This window comes from Gluconobacter sp. Gdi, from assembly GCF_014132155.1.
Taxonomy (GTDB): Bacteria; Pseudomonadota; Alphaproteobacteria; order Acetobacterales; family Acetobacteraceae; genus Gluconobacter.
In genome coordinates this window covers 272,333-290,867 of sequence record NZ_BLJQ01000002.1, presented here as the reverse complement: position 1 = coordinate 290,867, position 18,535 = coordinate 272,333, and the positions used below count along the sequence as shown (strand labels likewise).

Below are 18,535 nucleotides of genomic sequence, written 5' to 3'. Positions count from 1 at the left end.
CGGTTCTCCGGAAAATCCCTTAGAACGGGATTTCATCATCCAGATCGTTATCTGGCGGAGCATCCCAGCCACCGCCACGACTGCCCGACGCGCCACCTGCGCTACCACCGCTACTACGAGAGCCGCCGCCGAAGCCACCTTCACTGCCACCACTCCGGCTTCCACCACCAAAGCCGCCGCCATTGTTGCTTCCGCCACCGTAGGACGAACCACCACCGTCGAAGCCACCGCCTTCATCACCGCCACTGCGGTTACTGTCGAGGAGCACCAACTCACCGCGGAAGCGATCGATCGTCACTTCCGTCGTGTAACGCTCTTGGCCGGACTGGTCGGTCCACTTACGGGTCCGCAGCTCACCTTCGAGGTAAACCTTGCGCCCCTTGCGCAGAAAACGCTCAGCCACATCGCCCAGGCGATCATTGAAAATGACGACGCGATGCCATTCCGTACGCTCGCGGCGCTCACCGGACTGACGGTCGTTCCATGTTTCAGACGTGGCGATCGTCAGATTGACAACCTTCCCGCCTGACTGCGTGTTCCGGACTTCCGGGTCCTTGCCCAGATTCCCGACCAGAATCACCTTATTGACGCTGCCTGCCATTCCGTACCAACCAATTTTCTCGAATTGTTCTTTTCATATGATCCTAAACGCCCATCTATAATTGATCCAGCGCCGTTCAGGCGCGTTCCGATTTTTAACAATCGCTTTTCTGCACATTCCGGGGTTTTCGTGAGCTTTCCAGACAATCATTCGATCCGTGTCCGTGGTGCCCGCGCCCACAATCTCAAGAATATCGATGTCACGATTCCCCGTGACTCCCTGACGATCATCACGGGTCTCTCCGGCTCCGGAAAGTCGTCTCTCGCCTTCGATACGATCTATGCCGAAGGTCAGCGCCGATATGTGGAAAGTCTTTCCGCTTACGCCCGCCAGTTCCTTGAACTGATGGGCAAGCCGGATGTGGACTCCATTGAGGGTCTCTCCCCGGCCATCTCGATCGAACAAAAAACGACCTCAAAGAACCCCCGCTCCACCGTCGGCACCATCACGGAAATCCATGACTACATGCGCCTTCTCTGGGCGCGCGTGGGTGTTCCTTATTCACCCGCAACCGGCCTTCCTATTGAAGCCCAGACGGTCAGCCAAATGGTAGATCGCGTCATGGCGCTTCCTGAAGGCACGCGCCTCATGCTGCTGGCGCCGGTCGTCCGGGACCGTAAAGGGGATTGCAAACGCGAACTGGCAGACCTGGCTCGCAAGGGCTTCACGCGCGTCAAAATTGACGGTGAGCTTTACGAAATTGCCGAAGCCCCCGAACTCAATCGCAAGACCCGCCACAATGTCGAAGTCGTGGTGGACCGGATTGTCGTCAAACCTGACCTCGAATCCCGTCTGGCAGACAGCTTTGAGACAGCCCTCGAACTCTCCGACGGTCTCGCCTACGCGGAAGAAGTCAGGCGTGCGGGAGAAACAGCTGCCCCCGCCCACATCGTTTTCTCCTCACGTTTCGCCTGCCCTGTTTCAGGCTTTACGATTGAGGAAATCGAACCCCGTCTGTTTTCCTTCAATGCACCAATGGGCGCCTGTCCGACCTGCGATGGTATCGGTACGGAAACCCATTTTGACGAGAACCTGATCGTCAGTGACGACACCCTGACACTTTCTGAAGGTGTGATTGCCCCTTGGAGTGGTGCCAGCACGGACTGGTATGACCAGACTCTTGCAGCTCTTGCTCGCCATTGCGGGGACACCATGAACACGCCATGGCGAGACCTAAAAGCCGAAACCAGGGATTTGATCCTGTACGGTTCCAAAGAGCCCATCGCCATTCCGTATCGTGATGGCAGCAAGGTCCATACCGTTACAAAACCCTTTGAAGGCGTGCTCAAAAACCTGCGCCGACGCATGGCGCAGACAGACAGCATGTGGGTCCGCGAGGAACTGTCGCGCTATCAGTCAGAAAAGCCCTGCCACACCTGCCATGGCGCACGCCTGAAACCTGAAGCCCTCTGCGTAAAGGTCAATGACCTGAACATCGCCGAAGCATCAGATATGCAGATCCGCAAGGCACTGGACTGGTTTTCCGGTGTTGAAGTTACCCTCACCCCACAACGTGCCGAAATCGCGCGCCGCATTCTTCGCGAAATCACGGATCGCCTACACTTCCTCGATGATGTTGGCCTGGACTACCTCACCCTTTCCCGCGGATCCGCCACACTTTCTGGCGGTGAAAGCCAGCGTATCCGGCTGGCGTCCCAGATTGGCTCGGGTCTGACAGGCGTTCTGTATGTGCTTGATGAACCGTCCATCGGCCTGCATCAGCGCGACAACGAGCGCCTTCTCGGCACACTGGAGCGCCTCAAACGCCTTGGAAACACGGTCATCGTCGTCGAGCATGACGAAGATGCCATCCGTGCTGCTGATTACCTTATCGATATGGGGCCTGGTGCTGGCACGCGGGGCGGAAACGTCATCGCAATCGGCACACCTGCGGAAGTAGCCAAGAATAAAGAAAGCCTGACTGGTGCCTATCTTTCGGGTCGGAAGTTTATTCCAGTTCCGGAAAATCGACGCACCTCGGACAAAACACTCACATTGGTTGGAGCCAAGGGAAACAATCTCAAGGATCTGACCGTGGATTTCCCACTGGGGACCTTTATTGCGGTCACTGGTGTATCAGGCGGCGGCAAGTCCACCCTGGTCGTGGATACCCTTTACAAAGCACTGTCCCGGCAGCTCATGAAATCGAGCCAGTCTCCACTCCCTTATGACCGACTGGAAGGCGTAGAGAACCTCGATAAAATCATCGAAATCGATCAGTCTCCAATTGGCCGTACCCCCCGTTCCAACCCCGCCACCTACACGGACCTGTTCGCCCCTATCCGGGACTGGTTTGCCGAACTCCCGGAATCCAAGGCACGCGGTTACAAACCAGGCCGCTTCTCCTTCAATGTAAAGGGCGGCCGCTGCGAAGCCTGTCAGGGCGATGGCGTCCTGAAAATCGAAATGCACTTCCTGCCTGACGTCTTTGTCACCTGTGACACCTGCAAAGGCGCGCGGTACAATCGTGAAACGCTGGAAGTGAAGTTCCGTGGCAATTCCATCGCTGATGTACTTGCCATGACTGTGGACGAGGCGTTGCCGTTCTTTCAGGCTGCGCCCAGAATTCGGGACCGCCTCGCCATTCTCCAGCAGGTTGGTCTTGGCTATGTCGCCCTGGGCCAACAGGCAACCACGCTTTCAGGCGGTGAAGCCCAGCGCGTCAAACTGTCCAAGGAACTCGCCAAACGGGCTACGGGTCGCACGCTCTACATTCTTGATGAGCCTACCACAGGTCTGCACACAGAAGACGTCCGCAAGCTGCTGGAAGTGCTGCATACGCTGGTCGATCAGGGCAACACCATTTTGGTGATCGAGCATAATCTGGAGGTCATCAAGACAGCAGACTGGCTGATCGATATCGGACCAGAAGGCGGTGATGGTGGCGGCAAGATCGTAGCCGCAGGAACACCGGAAGACATTGCTGCCTGCAAAGCAAGCCACACTGGCCGCTTCTTGGCCCCCCTTCTGGATGCGCCCGGTGTCAGGCAGCACCGTGAGCCCACAGGCAAAAGAATCACTCAGGCGATGATTGCCGCCAGCTTGCCCCAAAAGGCGGAGCGAGCCCCAGCCAAAACAACAAAAGTGCCTAAGGCAAAAATAGTGGCGGACAAGAAACCTCGTGGCCGCCCCTCAGGCTCCCGCAACAAAACCAAAGTCTGATTCCTGATCAAGTCCTGAAGAGCCCCGTTCTTCAGGACAACAAAGGACGCTACGCAAGCCAGGCTACAAAAAGGTGTCAAAGGCCGTCGTCACAATGCCTTCCAGATCAGAGTGATCGGGAGCCAGAAATTCAGCCCCCGACAGGCGACACCAGAACAGTAATCGCAAAAAACGCAGCCGTACCCTTTCCAAGCGGGTATGCTGGTGCAAACCCCACGGCAACAATCAACATACGAGACGGCAGCCAGATTAGAGCAATCATCAGCGCTCAGCGGTCCGGATCATCCTCCTAGAACAATCCATTTGCTCCCTTCTGAGAAGAATTACCGGCTGACTGGTCGGCAGTTATTTCTGCTGAGTACCGAGATGCTCTTTCCCGCGCTGGCGCGCCAGCTTCTCCTGTAGCTCACGGGCAGCATATCGCTGGCGCTGCTCTTCTGTCCGTTCGTTATGACAATGGGGGCAAGAGACGCCTTGTACAAACATCGGAGAAGCCTTGTCTTTCTCACTGACAGGGCGACGACAGGCGTGACAAACATCGTAGCTGCCAATTTCCAGACCATGCTTCACGGAAACACGCTGGTCAAAGACGAAACATTCCCCTTCCCAAAGGCTTTCTTCCTCTGGAACAGTCTCCAGATATTTCAGAATACCGCCTTTGAGATGGTAAACTTCGTCCAATCCCTCTGCCTTCACAAAAGACGTAGACTTCTCACAGCGAATTCCGCCTGTGCAGAACATGGCAATCTTTGGAACTCGGCCTGTTGCCTCAAGCTCCTTGCGCCGGTTCCGGAACCACTCCGGAAACTCCCGGAATGACCGTGTTTTGGGATCTTCAGCCCCCTTGAAAGTCCCGATCGCGACTTCGTAGTCATTCCGGGTATCAATCACGATCGTATCCGGATCAGAAATCAGAGCATTCCATTCATCTGGTGCCAGATACTGACCAACATCCTTGCGAGGATCGATATTAGGCTGTCCCATGGTGACGATCTCTTTTTTGAGACGCACCTTCATGCGGCGGAAGGGCATTTCCGGCGCACGAGATTCCTTAATCTCCAGTTCCTCACATCCGGGCATCGCCCGAATATGCTCCAGCACCCGTTCCATGCCTTCGTCTGAACCAGCGATCGTTCCGTTAATGCCCTCTGGCGCCAGAAGCAGAATGCCTTTGATGCCTGCGCGGTCGCAGACCTCCTGCAAAGGCCCGCGCAACGCAACGATGTCTTCAAACGGCGTGAAGTTGTAAAGCGCGACGATACGGATCGGCGGAAGAGCATCAGACACAGGGCAACCATCCAGCTCTGCGACCGCAGGCAGACCCACGATCAGGTGATAATGTGCCCCCGCCAATATCAGGCTCGCGCCTTCAATTCCAGAAAACTCCTGAACCTGAGCCTCAGGCGACTGAGGCGGTTGCTGCTTCTGCGAGAGGTAGTCCGCGATCCTTGATCACGCGACGCACCGTCTGAATGACCTGCGATCCAGTAATCAGACGCGTGCATTCAAACTGCCGCTCCGTTCCCTTGTGGCGGGGGCACCAGAAGAAATCCTTGTGATCGAACTGATGCCTCGGGTCGTTCCAGCACGAATTGCAGGTGTGCCAGTTGATGATGCGATAGGGCGTGAAAAATTCATTGTCCGGATGCGTGAAGCCGGAAATCATGACGACAGGTGTCCCAGCTGCATGCGCCAGCCAAGCCAGACCACTGGAGAGGCCAATGAAGAAACTGGCATGCTTCAGCCAACGCGCACGTTCTGACAACGGACGGCTGCCAGTCTCGTCTTCTGCACCATGGGGAATGTGATTGTAGACATATCCTGTTCCATGGAACGTTTTCTGATCAATGCAGATCACGCGATACCCAGCAGACTTCAGAAAGCCAATAACCTCCTGCCACCCAGCCGGATTATTCCAGTATTTGCACTGAGTACTCGCCTGCGTCGCAATCACGACATATGGCCCCTCAATAGGAGGCGTATCCCCATCCTGAATTGTAATGCCAGGCGGGTTATCGTTCCAGGGATCAACACCTAGAATATAAGCTGCGGTGCGGTGCAGACCCACATGCCGGAAGTCTGTTGGCTGATGTGTCAGCTCGGTATCCGTGAAAAACAGGCCTATATTATACGAAGCATAGAATCCGGACGTGAACGTCTTGTTTGTCTGAGCTTCATCGTGACCAACCAGAGTAATATCCGGATTGGCGTCTTTCACCAGTGGCAGAATCACATCTGCAACCGAGCAGGACACTTTCGCTCCCGTTTGCTGGGCCAAGCGAATAGCAGCGGGCAGCCAGGCAATCGTGTCTCCCAGAGTTCCAACAGGAAGCTGCACCAGAACAGGTTTTCCATTCAGAGAAAGTTCATGATGCAGAATATCCTCCCGTGTTCCGTCAGGCTTTTCCAGCCAGACATCAATCCGGAATGGAACAAAGTACTTCTTGGTGGATGAAACCATCCCGCCCTTGAGCCGGGCATCGAAAAGAATATTTCCCGTCGAATAATCTGAAAGCCTGACATGCCACTGCCCCAACTCCGGAGCGATATCCGGCACCATGACGCGGGCACCATCATTGAAGTCAAAGCGGACACCCTGTCCCCCTTCGACAACTGGAACAGCCGGAATGGCCAGATAGGGGCTCTTTTCGTCCTCCTTCTGCACAACACTTCCATCAACGGGTAAAGTACTCTCCTGCGGAAGGCCTGAGGCAGGTGTTACAGTTTCTGCAAGCTGGGAAGAAACAGAGGTCACATCAGACATAAGTAGAAGCGTCTCCAAACCGTCCCCGCAGGCCGTACAGAGACAGAGAACCGTCCCCACCGCACCCACAAAAGCAGGCTCAATACTGAAAGTTGAAAACCATTTTCAAATCTGCATCCATCTCTTGATAAAGAGACGCTGCCCACTCTGCCACAAAACAGTGCCAAGGTTAAAATAGACTAACGACCCTTGGACATTAAAAGAAACTTTCACCTATCCACCAGAGATCGTTCCCTGGTCGGAAATGCTGTGCGATACCGGAAAGATCATGACAGACCATACTGCCATCCGCGGCCCCTTCCTGACTTTCCACACTGACCCATTCACGGTCGATCCCATGGCGGCGGTAACGCATCAGCCGGATGGCTTGATTCTATGCAAAGATGGCATCATTACCGCCGCCGGAGCATGGGACGATCTGAAAGATCAGATCCCTGAAGGCACTGCCGTAGATCATTATCCAGACCGGCTGATTTCAGCAGGAATGATCGATACTCACGTCCATTATCCTCAGCTTCCGGTGATTGCCTCGTATGGGGAACAACTCCTGGAATGGCTGGAAACTTACGTTTTCCCTGCTGAGGCCCGCTACGCCGATATCACTTATGCACGCCAAATTGCCCGCAGTTTTTTGAAAGAACTTCTCCGCGTCGGTACAACAACGGCCGCCGTGTACTGCACTGTTCACCCGGAATCCGTCGATGCTTTTTTTGAGGAATCAGAACGTCTCAATACCTGCATGATCGCAGGGAAGGTCCTGATGGACCGAAATGCGCCTGACAACCTGCGAGACACTGCCCAGACAGGTTACGATCAGTCTGCCGCCCTTATCGAACGCTGGCATGGTCGCGGACGGCAGCTTTACGCCGTCACACCGCGCTTTGCCCCTACCAGCACACCCGAACAACTGGATTTGGCTGGATCTCTCCTTGCTACCCGCTCTGACCTCTTCATGCAGACGCACCTGCTCGAGAACCGGTCTGAGATCGAATGGGTCAAGGAACTCTTTCCCACCCGCTCATCCTACCTAGACGTATACGACAAGTCCGGCCTTCTGCGCCCTCGCGCCATTCTGGCTCACGCTGTGCACGCACAGGAAGAAGATTTCCAGCGCTGCCATGATACAGGCTGCTCCATCGCGCACTGCCCTGGTTCAAACCAGTTCCTGGGTAGTGGATCGTTTCCCCTGTTCAACGCTTTGAAGCCTGAACGACGTGTTAAAATCGGTATCGGCAGCGATGTGGGCGCTGGGCCATCCCTCTCCCTGCTTCAGGTTCTGTCGGACGGATACAAGGTCGCGCAAGGCCTGGGTACAAAACTTCACCCAGCTCAAGGTCTCTGGTTAGCGACTGTAGGGGGAGCTCAGTCTTTAGGGCTTGAAGATCATATTGGCGCCATCAGACCCGGCCTTCATGCAGATCTCTGCGTGTTCGATCCTACTGCGACACCTCTCGGAAAAATTCGTACCCAGACGGCAGAGACCCTGTCTGACCTCCTGTTTGCCCTGACCATGCTGGGTGATGACCGTAGCATCGAGGCCACATATGTCGCCGGTCAGAAGGTCCACACCCGGAATTGATATCTCGCCTGCAGCCCCTCAGCCGAACCGACGCTGTGGCCCTTCGACTATAGGGTCTTCAGCGTCTACAGACAGGCCCATCAGAATCCGTTCATCGGGCAGATCGGCCACGACGATGTCCGCTTCTGGATCAACTGCCAGTGTCCGACGGACATTGAACAGCAGATGCAGGAAAATGGCGGACAATGCCCCTAAGGTAATACCGCTTCCAAAGACAATCTGCGCCCACATCGGGAACGTATCCGAGATATGAGGCTGCGCCGTCGCCAGCATTCCAAGGCCGATGCTTGTTCCAACAATGATGACATTACTCTGCCGATTGAAGTCCACTCGCGTCAGCGTCTGAACACCGACAACAGCAACTGTGGCAAACATCGCCAGCGCGGCACCACCCAGAACGGGTAACGGAACCGCCGCCACAATCGCCCCGAGCTTTGGCAGACATCCGAGCATCATCATGATGACAGCCGCAGACGCCACCACCCAACGGCTTTTCACTCCAGTCATGCGCACAAGACCGACATTTTCAGCAAAGCAGGTATAGGGGAAAGAATTAAAGACACCGCCGAGCAGCGTTGCAATGCCATCTGCCCGCAACGTGCGCGCAATGTCTTCCCGCGTGATGGTCTTCCCGACAATTTCCCCCGTCGCGTACACATTGCCGATTGTCTCGACCATGGTGATAATCATTACGATCACCATCGACAGGATCGGAACCACGTGGAAAGTGGGTGTCCCAAAGAAAAAGGGCTGTGTGAGTGACACAAACGGCGCGGAAGCAACGCCATCAAAATGTGCATCACCCAAAAGCCAGGCAGCCATCGTACCGACACACAGCCCAATCAGCACGGCGATAGTCGCAATAAACCCCCGAAACAAGCGCTGCACAACCAGAATACTTGCCAGCGTTCCCAGCCCGTAACACAGGCTTCGCAAAGGCACTTGATCCTGCACAAGTCCCGGTCCGTGCCCGGAAACAATGTCGTTAGCCGCGACAGGTAAGAGTGCCAGACCAATCACAAGAATGATGGAGCCTGTCACGACAGGCGGGAAAAACCGCACAAGTTTCGCGAAATGCGGCGCCAGAAGCAGGGTCACAATCCCTGCGATAATGACTGATCCATAGATCGATAGCAGACCTGGCGTTCCGCCCCCTACCGCCGACCCGATAGCAATCATCGGACCTACCGCCGTAAACGTCACCCCTTGCAGAAGCGGCAAACGAACCCCTACCGGTCCAAAACCAACAGCCTGCAACAGGGACGCAATCCCACAAGTGAACAGATCTGCATCAATCAGATGAATCAGCGTTTCCTGTGGGAGGTGCAAAGCCCCTGCCACAAGAATGGGGACAATCACCGCCGCTGAATAGAACGCCAAAATATGCTGGAAGCCATAAGCCCCCAGCCGCCAGAGCGGGAGCTTCTCATCAACCGGATGAACCACAGAAGTGTCAGACGCCATCAGGTCTCAGCTTCCACGATATGTGGAATATCCATAAGGCGCCGCCAGCAGCGGAACATGCGCATGCGTGCCCTCACCCAGACCGAACACAATCGGCACAACATCCAGAAAGGGCGGATCAGACAGCACATGCCCCGCCGCCCGGAAATACGCACCAATCTCGAATTCCAGACGATAGGTTCCACGTTCCAGCGAGATCTCCCGCAAGGCGGGGCAACGCCCATCATGATCCGTCACGCCTTCGAAAAGAACAGCATCTTCCTGAAAAAGCCGGAAAGACACCCCAGCCGCCGGACGGCCCGAGACCGTATCCAGAATATGCGTGGATAATGAGCTCATGATGTCACCAGATCTTTCAGTCTCAGCCCTGCAATCGCATCGATCTGCGAGAGGGCTTCCCTCAGTTCCGCCTCGGGCGTCCCGCCCAGACGACGTTCCATTTCATCCATGATGACCCTCTTGGCCATTTGCCCGGGGGCCGCGACTTTACGCACGCAGATCACAAACGGCATGGAAAAAGCCTTCCCATAGGCCGCATTCAGCGTCTTGAATCGCTCGTATTCCGCAGGCGTCAGACGATCCAGCCCGGCAGAGGCCTGCTCGGATGCAGACTCCGCCGTCAGATCCGGATCAACTCCCGCACGATGACCAAGTTCAGGATGCGCCCGCACCAGTGCCAACTGAGCTTTCTCGCCCGCATCCCGCACAACAGCAGAAAACGCCGCAAGCATGGCCTCTACACCAGCAAATGGCCGCGCTGCCAGAGCACCTTCAGCCACCCAGGGCGAATGCTCGTAAAGCCCGCCAAACGTCTGGACGAAAACATCCGACGTCATGGCATTCACATCGGAAATCTTCATGCGGGATGCACACTCATCCAGTGCTGCGCAATATCAAGCCGGGATGCCACCCAAACATTCTCATGGGACGCCACATGCTCCAGAAAACGCTGAAGCGCCAGCGCACGCGCAGGCTTGCCGGCCAAACGACAATGAAGCCCGATGGACATCATACGCCCCCCTTCCGCATACAGCATGTCGAACGTATCCCGCAGATACCGGAAGAACTGCTCGCCCTCGGTAAAACCGTTGAGCGCCGCAAACTTCATATCATTGGCATCAAGCGTGTAAGGCACGATCAACTGCGGCTTGCCATGGGAGCGATCATAGTACGGCAGATCATCCGCATAAGAATCAGCATCGTAAACAAAGCCGCCCTCTTCCACGATCAGACTGGCCGTGTTCGGGCTGGTGCGGCCCTGATACCACCCCAACGGGCGCTCCCCGACCACTTCGGTATGAAGCGCAATCGCCTCACGAATATGCTCGCGCTCCACGTCTTCCGGGAAATCCTGATAATCAATCCAGCGCAGGCCGTGCGTGGCAATTTCCCAGCCACTCTCCTTCATGGCGGCCACCGCATCCGGGTTGCGCGCCAAGGCTTTGGCCACACCGAACACGGTTGTGGTCATGCCAGCCTTTTCAAACAGACGATGCAAACGCCAGAAACCAGCACGACTACCGTACTCGTAAAGGCTTTCCATTTGCGCACAGCGTGCACCAATGATGGACTTCGTCCCGACCATTTCAGACAGGAAAGCCTCCGATCCCGCATCTCCATGCAGGACCGAGTTTTCCGCGCCTTCTTCATAGTTGATGACGAACTGAACCGCGATCCGCGCCCCACCCGGCCATTTCGGGTCAGGCAGAGTTCGGCCATAGCCAATCATGTTACGGGGATAAGTGTTCGTGCTCATCTGGACTGCCTCCCCCTCAAACCGTTGGCGGATCAAGGCTGATCAGTTCTTCCGTGTCATAGGACAGCAGACTTTCCAGATGTTTCTCACCATCCTCAACAAACAGGTCACGCGCAATACCGCGCGTCAGCTTCTCGACACCAAAGCGCATACCACTGATGGACGCCCCTGAAAGACCCATGCTGGGCATGGACGCAAACGTGAAATTGTAGATTGCCGCCAGCATCGGGGCCTTCGGATCGGCCGGATCTTTCGGCAGGAACTGGAAACGCTGCCCCAGATAGGGATGGCTGGACAGCAGCGTGCTTTCCTCCCCTTCTGGCGCCGTGAAATGGTCGCTCCACAGCATGACGGAGTCCGCGAAATCCTGCGTTTCCGGACGGTGCTTCAGATCAATCGAGAAGCCAGTACCAATAATCAGGAAGTCAAAGCGCATCTCGCCATTGGGCGTTTCAACCACAACCTCATCGCCGTCCATACGCGCAGAATTCCATGGCGTCCCCGGATGAAACGCAAAGTTCTCATGCTTGCGGCAACGCCAGAACGTATCCTGCGGCGGCGGCTGGTTCAGATTGTAGATGCAGCGCATGAAGCGCCAGCGGGTCAGATCCGGCAGTTCTGAAAAATGCGCAAGGAAGCCCGCATTTTCCATCCAGCGATACGGATTGATGGCCGGAATCTTCGTACGACGCAGACACAGATCCACACGCCCCACACCGGATTCCAACGCCGTCGCAGCATTATCAAAAGCGGACGCACCAGCGCCCAGAACGCCGATCCGCTTGCCCTTCAGAGCCTCGAAATCAATATTCTCATGCGTGTGGGCATAAACCGACTTCGGAAGGTTCTCCGAAATGAATGGGGGAACGAACCAGGCTCCGCCACCATCAATTCCCGTAGCCAGAACCATCCGGCGCGCCCAGCGCTTTGTCTCGACACCAGCAGCATTTCGGAATGTCAGACGCAGAAGGCCGTCTTTCCATTCCACATGAACCAGTTCCTGGTCGTTGACGACCGGCAGTTCGAGCGTATCACGCACCCAATCCAGATAGGACTGCCAGTCATGCCGTGAGATCTTGTCGAGCGATTGCCAGGCTTCCTTGCCATACCGCGCTTCATACCAAGACTGCGGCGTCAGATTGGGAACACCCAGATCCGGCCCCGTCACATGCTTCGGCGTCCGCAACGTGATCATCCGGGCAAACGTGACCCACGGGCCTTCTCCACCCTTTGCAGCGCGCTCAAAAATTTGCGTGTTCGTTACGCCCTGACGGCGCAGTCCGAAACAGGCTGTCAGCCCACCTTGTCCGCCGCCAATAATGGCAACATCCAGAACATCTTCACCGTCTTTCTGAACCGGAATATTCCAGTTTCCGGTTGCGTACCTGATCTTCGCAAGATCCTCATGAACCTGCGCCGAAAGGGTGGCCAGGCCGTCAGTCGGGGAAGGGGAACGTGTCATGAGCATCTTATCCTAAAGAACAGGCACAGGATCGTGGTCTTTCATAAGAAATGACCAGAGTTTCTTCCTGTGTCAAAATGACAGGATTAACCTGCCTCTCTGAAGTGTTTCATAGAGGGGCATTCTCGTATATCTCAGAAAAACGTCCCTGCCGTTCTCGAAAAAAGAGCGTATCCCATGCCGGTTTTCTCCCGCTTCCTTCGCTACTTCCTGTCCGTTGCCCAATATGGCTCGATCCGGAAAGCCTCCGAACACCTACGGATTGCGGCGTCTGCCATCGACCGCCAGATTCTGCATGGTGAGGAAGCTCTCGGCACTCCACTCTTTGAGCGCCTGCCCAGCGGCCTGCGTCTGACAGCCGCTGGCGAACTCCTTTATACCAAAGGCAAGCAGTGGACGCGGGAAATGCAGGAAGTCCGCACCCAGCTTGAAGACATGCGCGGATTGAGACGGGGACAGGTGGACATAGCTCTGCCTGATGCCCTGACCACAGGATTTCTCCCCCGTATTCTGAAAGACCTGCGGAAAAGCCATCCCGGCATTACCATCTGCACCCATGTGCTGGACAACGCTGCCATTCTGCAGGCGCTCATCAGTGGAGATGTTGATTTTGCGCTCCTCCTGAATCCGACACAGGCCCGCGGCCTGCTCGTCCGCACTCATATCGATTACCCCTTGGGTTTCGTCTGCCTTCCCGACCATCCGATAGCCAAAAACAAGGATGCTCGTTTCAGCACCTGTGCCGAATACCCAATGGTCATGCCCCAACAACCTCTCGCACTACAGCGACAGATTGAAATTCTGGAAATTGACAGCAATGTCAGCGTCCAGCCTGCTGCATCCTCCGATAATATCCAGATGATAAAGTCATTGGTCCTGGAAGGCGTCGGACTGGGAATCCTGAGTCGGCTTGATGCCATGAAGGAAATTCTCAGTGGTGAACTGGCTTTCGTCCCCATTTCAAACAGGGATGTTTCCCCACTGACCCTGGCTCTATGCGTGGATCAGGCTCGGCAGCTTTCCGGAGCAGCAAGACTGGTGATTGCAGAAGTGGAGAAAACCTTCTTGCATCCAACAGAGACATAACTTCGGAAGCAGCATGCTGAACGACAAACTCTACACCGCGTTAGGAAGGGCAGGCATAAGCCAGAACATCTAAGGACAATCCAATGTCTTTTCTCAGGATATTTTCTGCCAGCGCCCTCATCTGCTGTCTGTTGGGAAGTGGCGCCCTCGCCCAGACGGCCACTGACATCCGTATTGTTCAGGGCGGAGAGAATGTTGCCTGGAAAGCCGCGCCTCCCATGTTCCCGAGTGGAACACGCATGTCCTTCCTGTACGGAGCCTCGGACAAGCCCGGTCCCTTCACCATGCGCGTCATGATGCCCGCAGGGTCAACCATTCCGCCCCATACGCACAATATGGATGAAATGCTCACGGTTCTGGCGGGCAGTGTGCATCATTACATCGGCGAGAGCATCACAGCGAACGATGAAAAAGTCCTGACAGCCGGAGGGTTTGTTCATCTTCCTCCTAATGTTCCGCACGCACTCAAAGCTGGGACACAAGGCGCCATTGTGCAGGTTTCGGGAACAGGCCCATTTACCATGACCTACGTGAACCCACAGGATGATCCGCAGCATACAAATCGTTAAGACTAGTCCGACAAAAAAAACCCAGCTTCACATGTGAAGCTGGGTTTTTTGTATCAGAGCGAGCTGGGCACTTAGTGCCCAATAATTCCCAGAACCAGACCTGGCGTCAGTATCTGCGGCAATACAACTTCCGATCCATGCGGCGGATAATAAACATAGAGAGGGACGCCATCGCGCCCGTGAGCTTTCAGGTAAGCGGAAATTCCTGCGTCCCTGTTGGTCCAGTCGCCCTTGAGATAAGCGACATGCCGCACACTGAACGCCTTACGGACAGAGTCCACATCGAGCGCCACCCGTTCATTCACCATGCAGGTGATACACCAGGACGCCGTCATATCGACAAAAACCGGCTCTCCCTTTGCACGAAGGTCTGCCAGCTTCTCACTTGAAAACGACTGAATTTGATTGTCAGCTGAAGTTGCAGGAGACTTCGCTGTTGCAGATACCGGTTCGGCAAGACTACGGGACAAGCCTGCCCCACACACCACCATGCACAGAACGGCTACAACACGGCAAAACAGAACCGTACCCCGTCCACCTTCCCGCATCGCGCGATGCTGCCCTATGCCATAGATCCAGGCCGCAAAGCCCAGCAACACAAGACCGCCGCCTGCCACGACTACGAAATTCACACCGCGCTCAATCGTCGCCACCCACAGCAACCATACGCAGGTTGCCAGAAGCGGGAAGGCCAAGGCCTGCTTCAACACACCCATCCATGCTCCTGGCTTTGGCATCCGCGACGCCAGACCGGGAACACTTGCCACCAGCACATAGGGAACTGCCAGCCCAAGCCCCATGGAAAGAAAGACCAATAGCCCCATCACAGCGGGGCCACCCAAAGCTCCTGCAATGGCGACTCCCATAAACGGAGCCGTGCAAGGCGTCGCGACTATGACAGCCAATAGCCCCGTCATCATGTCGCCAGCATGGCCTGCCCCGTGTGGATGCAACTGGCCTAATCGCCCCGCACTGATTTCAAACACGCCCAGCAAGTTCAGAGCCATGCCAAACAGCAGCCAGCAAACACCAACCACAAATCCCGCTGATTGGAACTGGAAACCCCATCCAGCTGAAGATCCGGCAAGGCGCAGTCCGATCATCAGAAGACCAAGAACTGCGAAGGCTCCCGTAACGCCCAGCGTGTAAAACAGTGCACTCTGCAACTGCACACGCCTCCCCACGCCGCCCATCTTGGCCAATGACAAGGCTTTCATGGCCAGAACTGGAAAAACACAAGGCATAAGATTGAGGATCAGACCGCCGACAAAAGCGAACAGCATCACACGGAGCCAACCAGCACCCGTTGGTACGGCGTCTGCGGAAGCAGGCGCGGGCGCCGCTGCGGCATCCTCTACTTTGGTTGGACCCACCGTCTGTTCAGCAGAAATCTGGATAGGGCTTTCCTGACCAGCCTCATCCTTCAACACGACCAGCCCCTTAAGCGGCGCATCCCGATGAGCAGTTTTCAGAAACTTCAGGTGAAGAGAAAGCTCGTCTTTGCCAACGTTCAGCGGCTGCGGAGCAACCTGATCAATCAGGCCACCTTCTTCCGGCAAAAACCAGGCTTCCGAAACTGCTGTGGAGGACAGTCCTCTGCCTTCAAGCGTCAGGACACCATCAGCAGAAACATGCGCCTTGAAGGGAGACGGAATCGGCATTTTCGCATCTGCGGCCTGAAACAGGCCAGCCTGAGCACCTTCAGGAGCGGGACCGGAAGACGCAGGCAGTGTCAGCGAAAAATCACCGCTTTCAGGAATGCAGACTTCGGCACAAACAAGCCATTCTGCATGCGCATGAAGTGTGGTCCCGCCAGTCCCTTTTAAGGTCAGACTGGCGGGAAGCAGCACATCTCCGACATAGGCGTAGGACATGAGACCGCCTTCACTCAGGCGAACTGGCATCGGCCAGTGGATGTCCGAAGTCTTGCCAGTTGCCGCGCCCTGCGCCGTTACATCCAGCGTCGGAGTGTCCCCGGCATCTCCGGGATTAATCCAGTATGTGTGCCAGCCCGGTTTAAGTTGCAGCCTCAACCCAACACGCAATGACTGGTCCGGACCGATGGAATCACGGTCAGTAACCAGAGTTGCCGTATCATTGGCTGAGACGACAGCAGGGCTTTCCGCTGCAATAGACGCCCCATTGACACCAAGACCACATATCCCCGCTGCAAGCAGGGCCAACAGACTTAACACACGACGCAAGGTAGTCTCATTCCCTCAGGACAAAACAGGACAGCCTGCATAACACTCTATGTCTGAGAAAACAGTGCTTTTCCACAAACAGGACTAAATAAATCCTGTTTTATGGTTTTTGTCTCAGGGAATCAGTTTCTCCGCTCTCAGGCGCTCAAACAAATCGAAGAACGAGTCTGGCGTATATTGCCACCCGTCAAACCCTGCCAGACGGCTCTTGGACATGTCCGTCACACATTCGACAGGACGCCCCAGATCCGCGTACGTATGCCAGGCAGACGCAAGGTGATCGATCCGACTTTCGGTCAGGCCATATTTCTCAGTAATCTGCGCCCACAAGTCTCCATCTTGCGACAGGGTTTCCTCAAGATCTGTCGCGTGGCCGGGATAAGGCGCAGCTTCCAAGCCGAACCATGCAGCAAGGCGAGGCCACAGCCACTTCCAGCGAAACACATCCCCGTTCACCACGTTGAAGGCTTCATTCCATCCGCTTTCAGATGTTGAGGCCCAGAGAAGCTGCTTGGCCAACTGACGGGCGTCAGTCAGGTCGGTAAGGCTATCCCACTGTACAGGCGAGCCAGGGAAAACGAAGGGACGTCCTGTTTCGCGGCAGATCGTCGCGTAAACAGCCAAAGTGCTCCCCATATTCATCGCATTGCCAACTGCATATCCGATGATGGTGTGGGGACGATGTACGCTCCAGGAAAAGCCGTATTTTTCCGCGGCGGCAAACAGCACATCTTCCTGATCGTAATAGAAATTAGCCAAGGGCAGACGCGGCATGTCCTCCCGGAATGGCGTCTGGGGTGACTCACCTGAAGCATAAGCTTCAAATGGCCCAAGATAATGCTTCATACCCGTTGTAAGCGCAGCGTGCTCAAGCCTCTCTGGCGCAGGAAGTGCCTCAAACACATTGCGGACCATCGCGGAATTAACGCGACAATTTTCTTCTTCCGTGGGCTGACGAAGCCAGGAACAGAAAAAAACGTGTGTGGGCGTCAGATCCTTCAGAGCCAACTTAAGGTTGTTCAGATCCAACAGGTCTACCGCAATCGGCAGAACGCCGGCCATGTCGTGTCGGGGCCGGCGTGCCAGACCATGAACAGTCCAGCCTTCGGCAACGAGACGCGTCGCGAGCGTCTGGCCAACAATTCCAGTCGATCCGACAACAAGAGCAATACGGGACATCAGGGTCTCCTTTCCCGAAAAATGGTTCGCCCTCCATTTGAGCCCTTGGTGTCAACAGTTCCAGACGGCACCATATTGTGCCCTGGATACCAAAAGGTTCCCACAGAATGACAACCTCCCTTCCGGCCCGCTATCGCCAGGCTCCCTTTGACGAAGACTGTGCGCCGCGCCGGGTTCTAAGACTTTTCAGTGGAAAATGGACGACCATGATCCTCCATACGCTCCACCTTCTGGAAGGAAGCTCCCGCCCCGGTCGCCTTCAGCGAAGCATCCCTGGTCTTTCAAAAAAAATGATGACCCAGACATTAAGGGAGCTCGAAGACAAGGGACTCGTCTGTCGCGAGATCCATCAGATCATGCCCCCCAATGTGGAATACAGCCTGACGTCCCTCGGGAAAGTCTTCGTCGAGCCCATTGAACAGCTCTACTTGTGGGGGATCGATCATGCAGATGCGCTGGAAGCGCTAGAGGCCAATGAAAGCCGTGCAGCAGCCTCAGACACTCTGATGGAAGCTGCAGAATAACGCATCACATTTTGGACAGGGGACCTCATCCTGTGGCACTCCTGCTTGAAAAGGGCCTTCCCGGCCAGAACAGACCTCACCTTGCGCGGACATGCTCCAGTTTCAAGGCATATCAAGGACATTTCAGAACGATGTGTTCCCCTTCACGGCCCGTCCAGTCACGAACACCCCGTCAAAAGAAACGC

The 18,535-nt window shown here is 55.6% G+C and carries 16 protein-coding genes; 5 read left to right on the top strand and 11 right to left on the bottom strand.

Annotated elements, in window-relative coordinates; all coding sequences use genetic code 11:
• Positions 1-19: 19 nt before the first annotated feature.
• Positions 20-601, bottom strand: a complete 582-nt coding sequence (ssb, locus tag JN414_RS05170; RefSeq protein ID WP_202206991.1) for a single-stranded DNA-binding protein — start codon at positions 599-601, stop codon at positions 20-22.
• 129 nt (positions 602-730) lie between these two features.
• Here ssb and uvrA point away from each other — a divergent pair, with 129 nt between their 5' ends.
• Complete coding sequence (uvrA, locus tag JN414_RS05165) at positions 731-3,763, top strand: excinuclease ABC subunit UvrA (protein WP_202206990.1); 3,033 nt, start codon at positions 731-733, stop codon at positions 3,761-3,763.
• 130 nt (positions 3,764-3,893) lie between these two features.
• Here uvrA and JN414_RS17145 read toward each other — a convergent pair whose 3' ends face one another.
• The 3 genes from JN414_RS17145 to JN414_RS05155 form a co-directional block, all read right to left on the bottom strand.
• Positions 3,894-4,025 (bottom strand): hypothetical protein, encoded by a 132-nt coding sequence (locus JN414_RS17145; RefSeq protein ID WP_255494179.1) that lies wholly within the window; start codon positions 4,023-4,025, stop codon positions 3,894-3,896.
• An 83-nt stretch (positions 4,026-4,108) separates the two neighbouring features.
• The gene (locus JN414_RS05160) at positions 4,109-5,050 is read right to left on the bottom strand and encodes a rhodanese-related sulfurtransferase (RefSeq protein ID WP_202207253.1); all 942 of its coding nucleotides are present in this window, start codon (positions 5,048-5,050) and stop codon (positions 4,109-4,111) included.
• A 112-nt stretch (positions 5,051-5,162) separates the two neighbouring features.
• Positions 5,163-6,527 (bottom strand): autotransporter strand-loop-strand O-heptosyltransferase, encoded by a 1,365-nt coding sequence (locus tag JN414_RS05155; RefSeq protein WP_202206989.1) that lies wholly within the window; start codon positions 6,525-6,527, stop codon positions 5,163-5,165.
• Positions 6,528-6,795: 268 nt separating this feature from the next.
• Between JN414_RS05155 and guaD the strand changes: the two genes are divergently transcribed.
• Positions 6,796-8,106 (top strand): guanine deaminase, encoded by a 1,311-nt coding sequence (gene guaD, locus JN414_RS05150; RefSeq protein ID WP_202206988.1) that lies wholly within the window; start codon positions 6,796-6,798, stop codon positions 8,104-8,106.
• 18 nt (positions 8,107-8,124) lie between these two features.
• Here the strand turns inward: guaD and JN414_RS05145 are convergent, their stop codons facing one another.
• From JN414_RS05145 to JN414_RS05125, 5 genes are read right to left on the bottom strand one after another with little or no spacing between them, the layout of a single operon-like run.
• The gene (locus JN414_RS05145) at positions 8,125-9,570 is read right to left on the bottom strand and encodes a nucleobase:cation symporter-2 family protein (protein ID WP_202206987.1); all 1,446 of its coding nucleotides are present in this window, start codon (positions 9,568-9,570) and stop codon (positions 8,125-8,127) included.
• Between the two features lie 6 nt (positions 9,571-9,576).
• Positions 9,577-9,909, bottom strand: coding sequence for a hydroxyisourate hydrolase (gene uraH, locus JN414_RS05140; protein WP_202206986.1), 333 nt, complete (start codon positions 9,907-9,909; stop codon positions 9,577-9,579).
• Positions 9,906-10,430 carry a 2-oxo-4-hydroxy-4-carboxy-5-ureidoimidazoline decarboxylase gene (uraD, locus tag JN414_RS05135; protein WP_202206985.1) on the bottom strand — a complete coding sequence of 175 codons (525 nt, stop codon included), beginning with the start codon at positions 10,428-10,430 and terminating at the stop codon, positions 9,906-9,908. The genes uraH and uraD overlap by 4 nt, the downstream gene beginning before the upstream one ends.
• Positions 10,427-11,326 (bottom strand): allantoinase PuuE, encoded by a 900-nt coding sequence (gene puuE / locus JN414_RS05130; protein ID WP_202206984.1) that lies wholly within the window; start codon positions 11,324-11,326, stop codon positions 10,427-10,429. Before puuE ends, uraD begins: the two co-directional genes overlap by 4 nt.
• A 16-nt stretch (positions 11,327-11,342) precedes the next feature.
• Positions 11,343-12,794, bottom strand: coding sequence for a SidA/IucD/PvdA family monooxygenase (locus tag JN414_RS05125; RefSeq protein ID WP_202206983.1), 1,452 nt, complete (start codon positions 12,792-12,794; stop codon positions 11,343-11,345).
• Between the two features lie 171 nt (positions 12,795-12,965).
• Between JN414_RS05125 and JN414_RS05120 the strand changes: the two genes are divergently transcribed.
• On the top strand, positions 12,966-13,874 hold the full coding sequence (locus tag JN414_RS05120; protein ID WP_202206982.1) for a LysR family transcriptional regulator: 909 nt from the start codon (positions 12,966-12,968) through the stop codon (positions 13,872-13,874).
• 83 nt (positions 13,875-13,957) lie between these two features.
• Entirely contained in the window at positions 13,958-14,443 is a 486-nt protein-coding gene (locus JN414_RS05115; protein WP_202206981.1) for a cupin domain-containing protein, read from the top strand.
• 71 nt (positions 14,444-14,514) lie between these two features.
• Here JN414_RS05115 and JN414_RS05110 read toward each other — a convergent pair whose 3' ends face one another.
• Positions 14,515-16,638: a protein-disulfide reductase DsbD gene (locus JN414_RS05110; RefSeq protein ID WP_237389927.1), complete on the bottom strand. Its 2,124-nt coding sequence runs from the start codon at positions 16,636-16,638 to the stop codon at positions 14,515-14,517.
• Between the two features lie 123 nt (positions 16,639-16,761).
• The gene (locus JN414_RS05105) at positions 16,762-17,826 is read right to left on the bottom strand and encodes an SDR family oxidoreductase (RefSeq protein ID WP_202206980.1); all 1,065 of its coding nucleotides are present in this window, start codon (positions 17,824-17,826) and stop codon (positions 16,762-16,764) included.
• Positions 17,827-17,933: 107 nt separating this feature from the next.
• On the opposite strand from JN414_RS05105, the gene JN414_RS05100 reads away from it, so the two are divergent.
• Positions 17,934-18,350 carry a helix-turn-helix domain-containing protein gene (locus JN414_RS05100; RefSeq protein ID WP_202206979.1) on the top strand — a complete coding sequence of 139 codons (417 nt, stop codon included), beginning with the start codon at positions 17,934-17,936 and terminating at the stop codon, positions 18,348-18,350.
• The last annotated feature ends 185 nt before the right edge of the window (positions 18,351-18,535 follow it).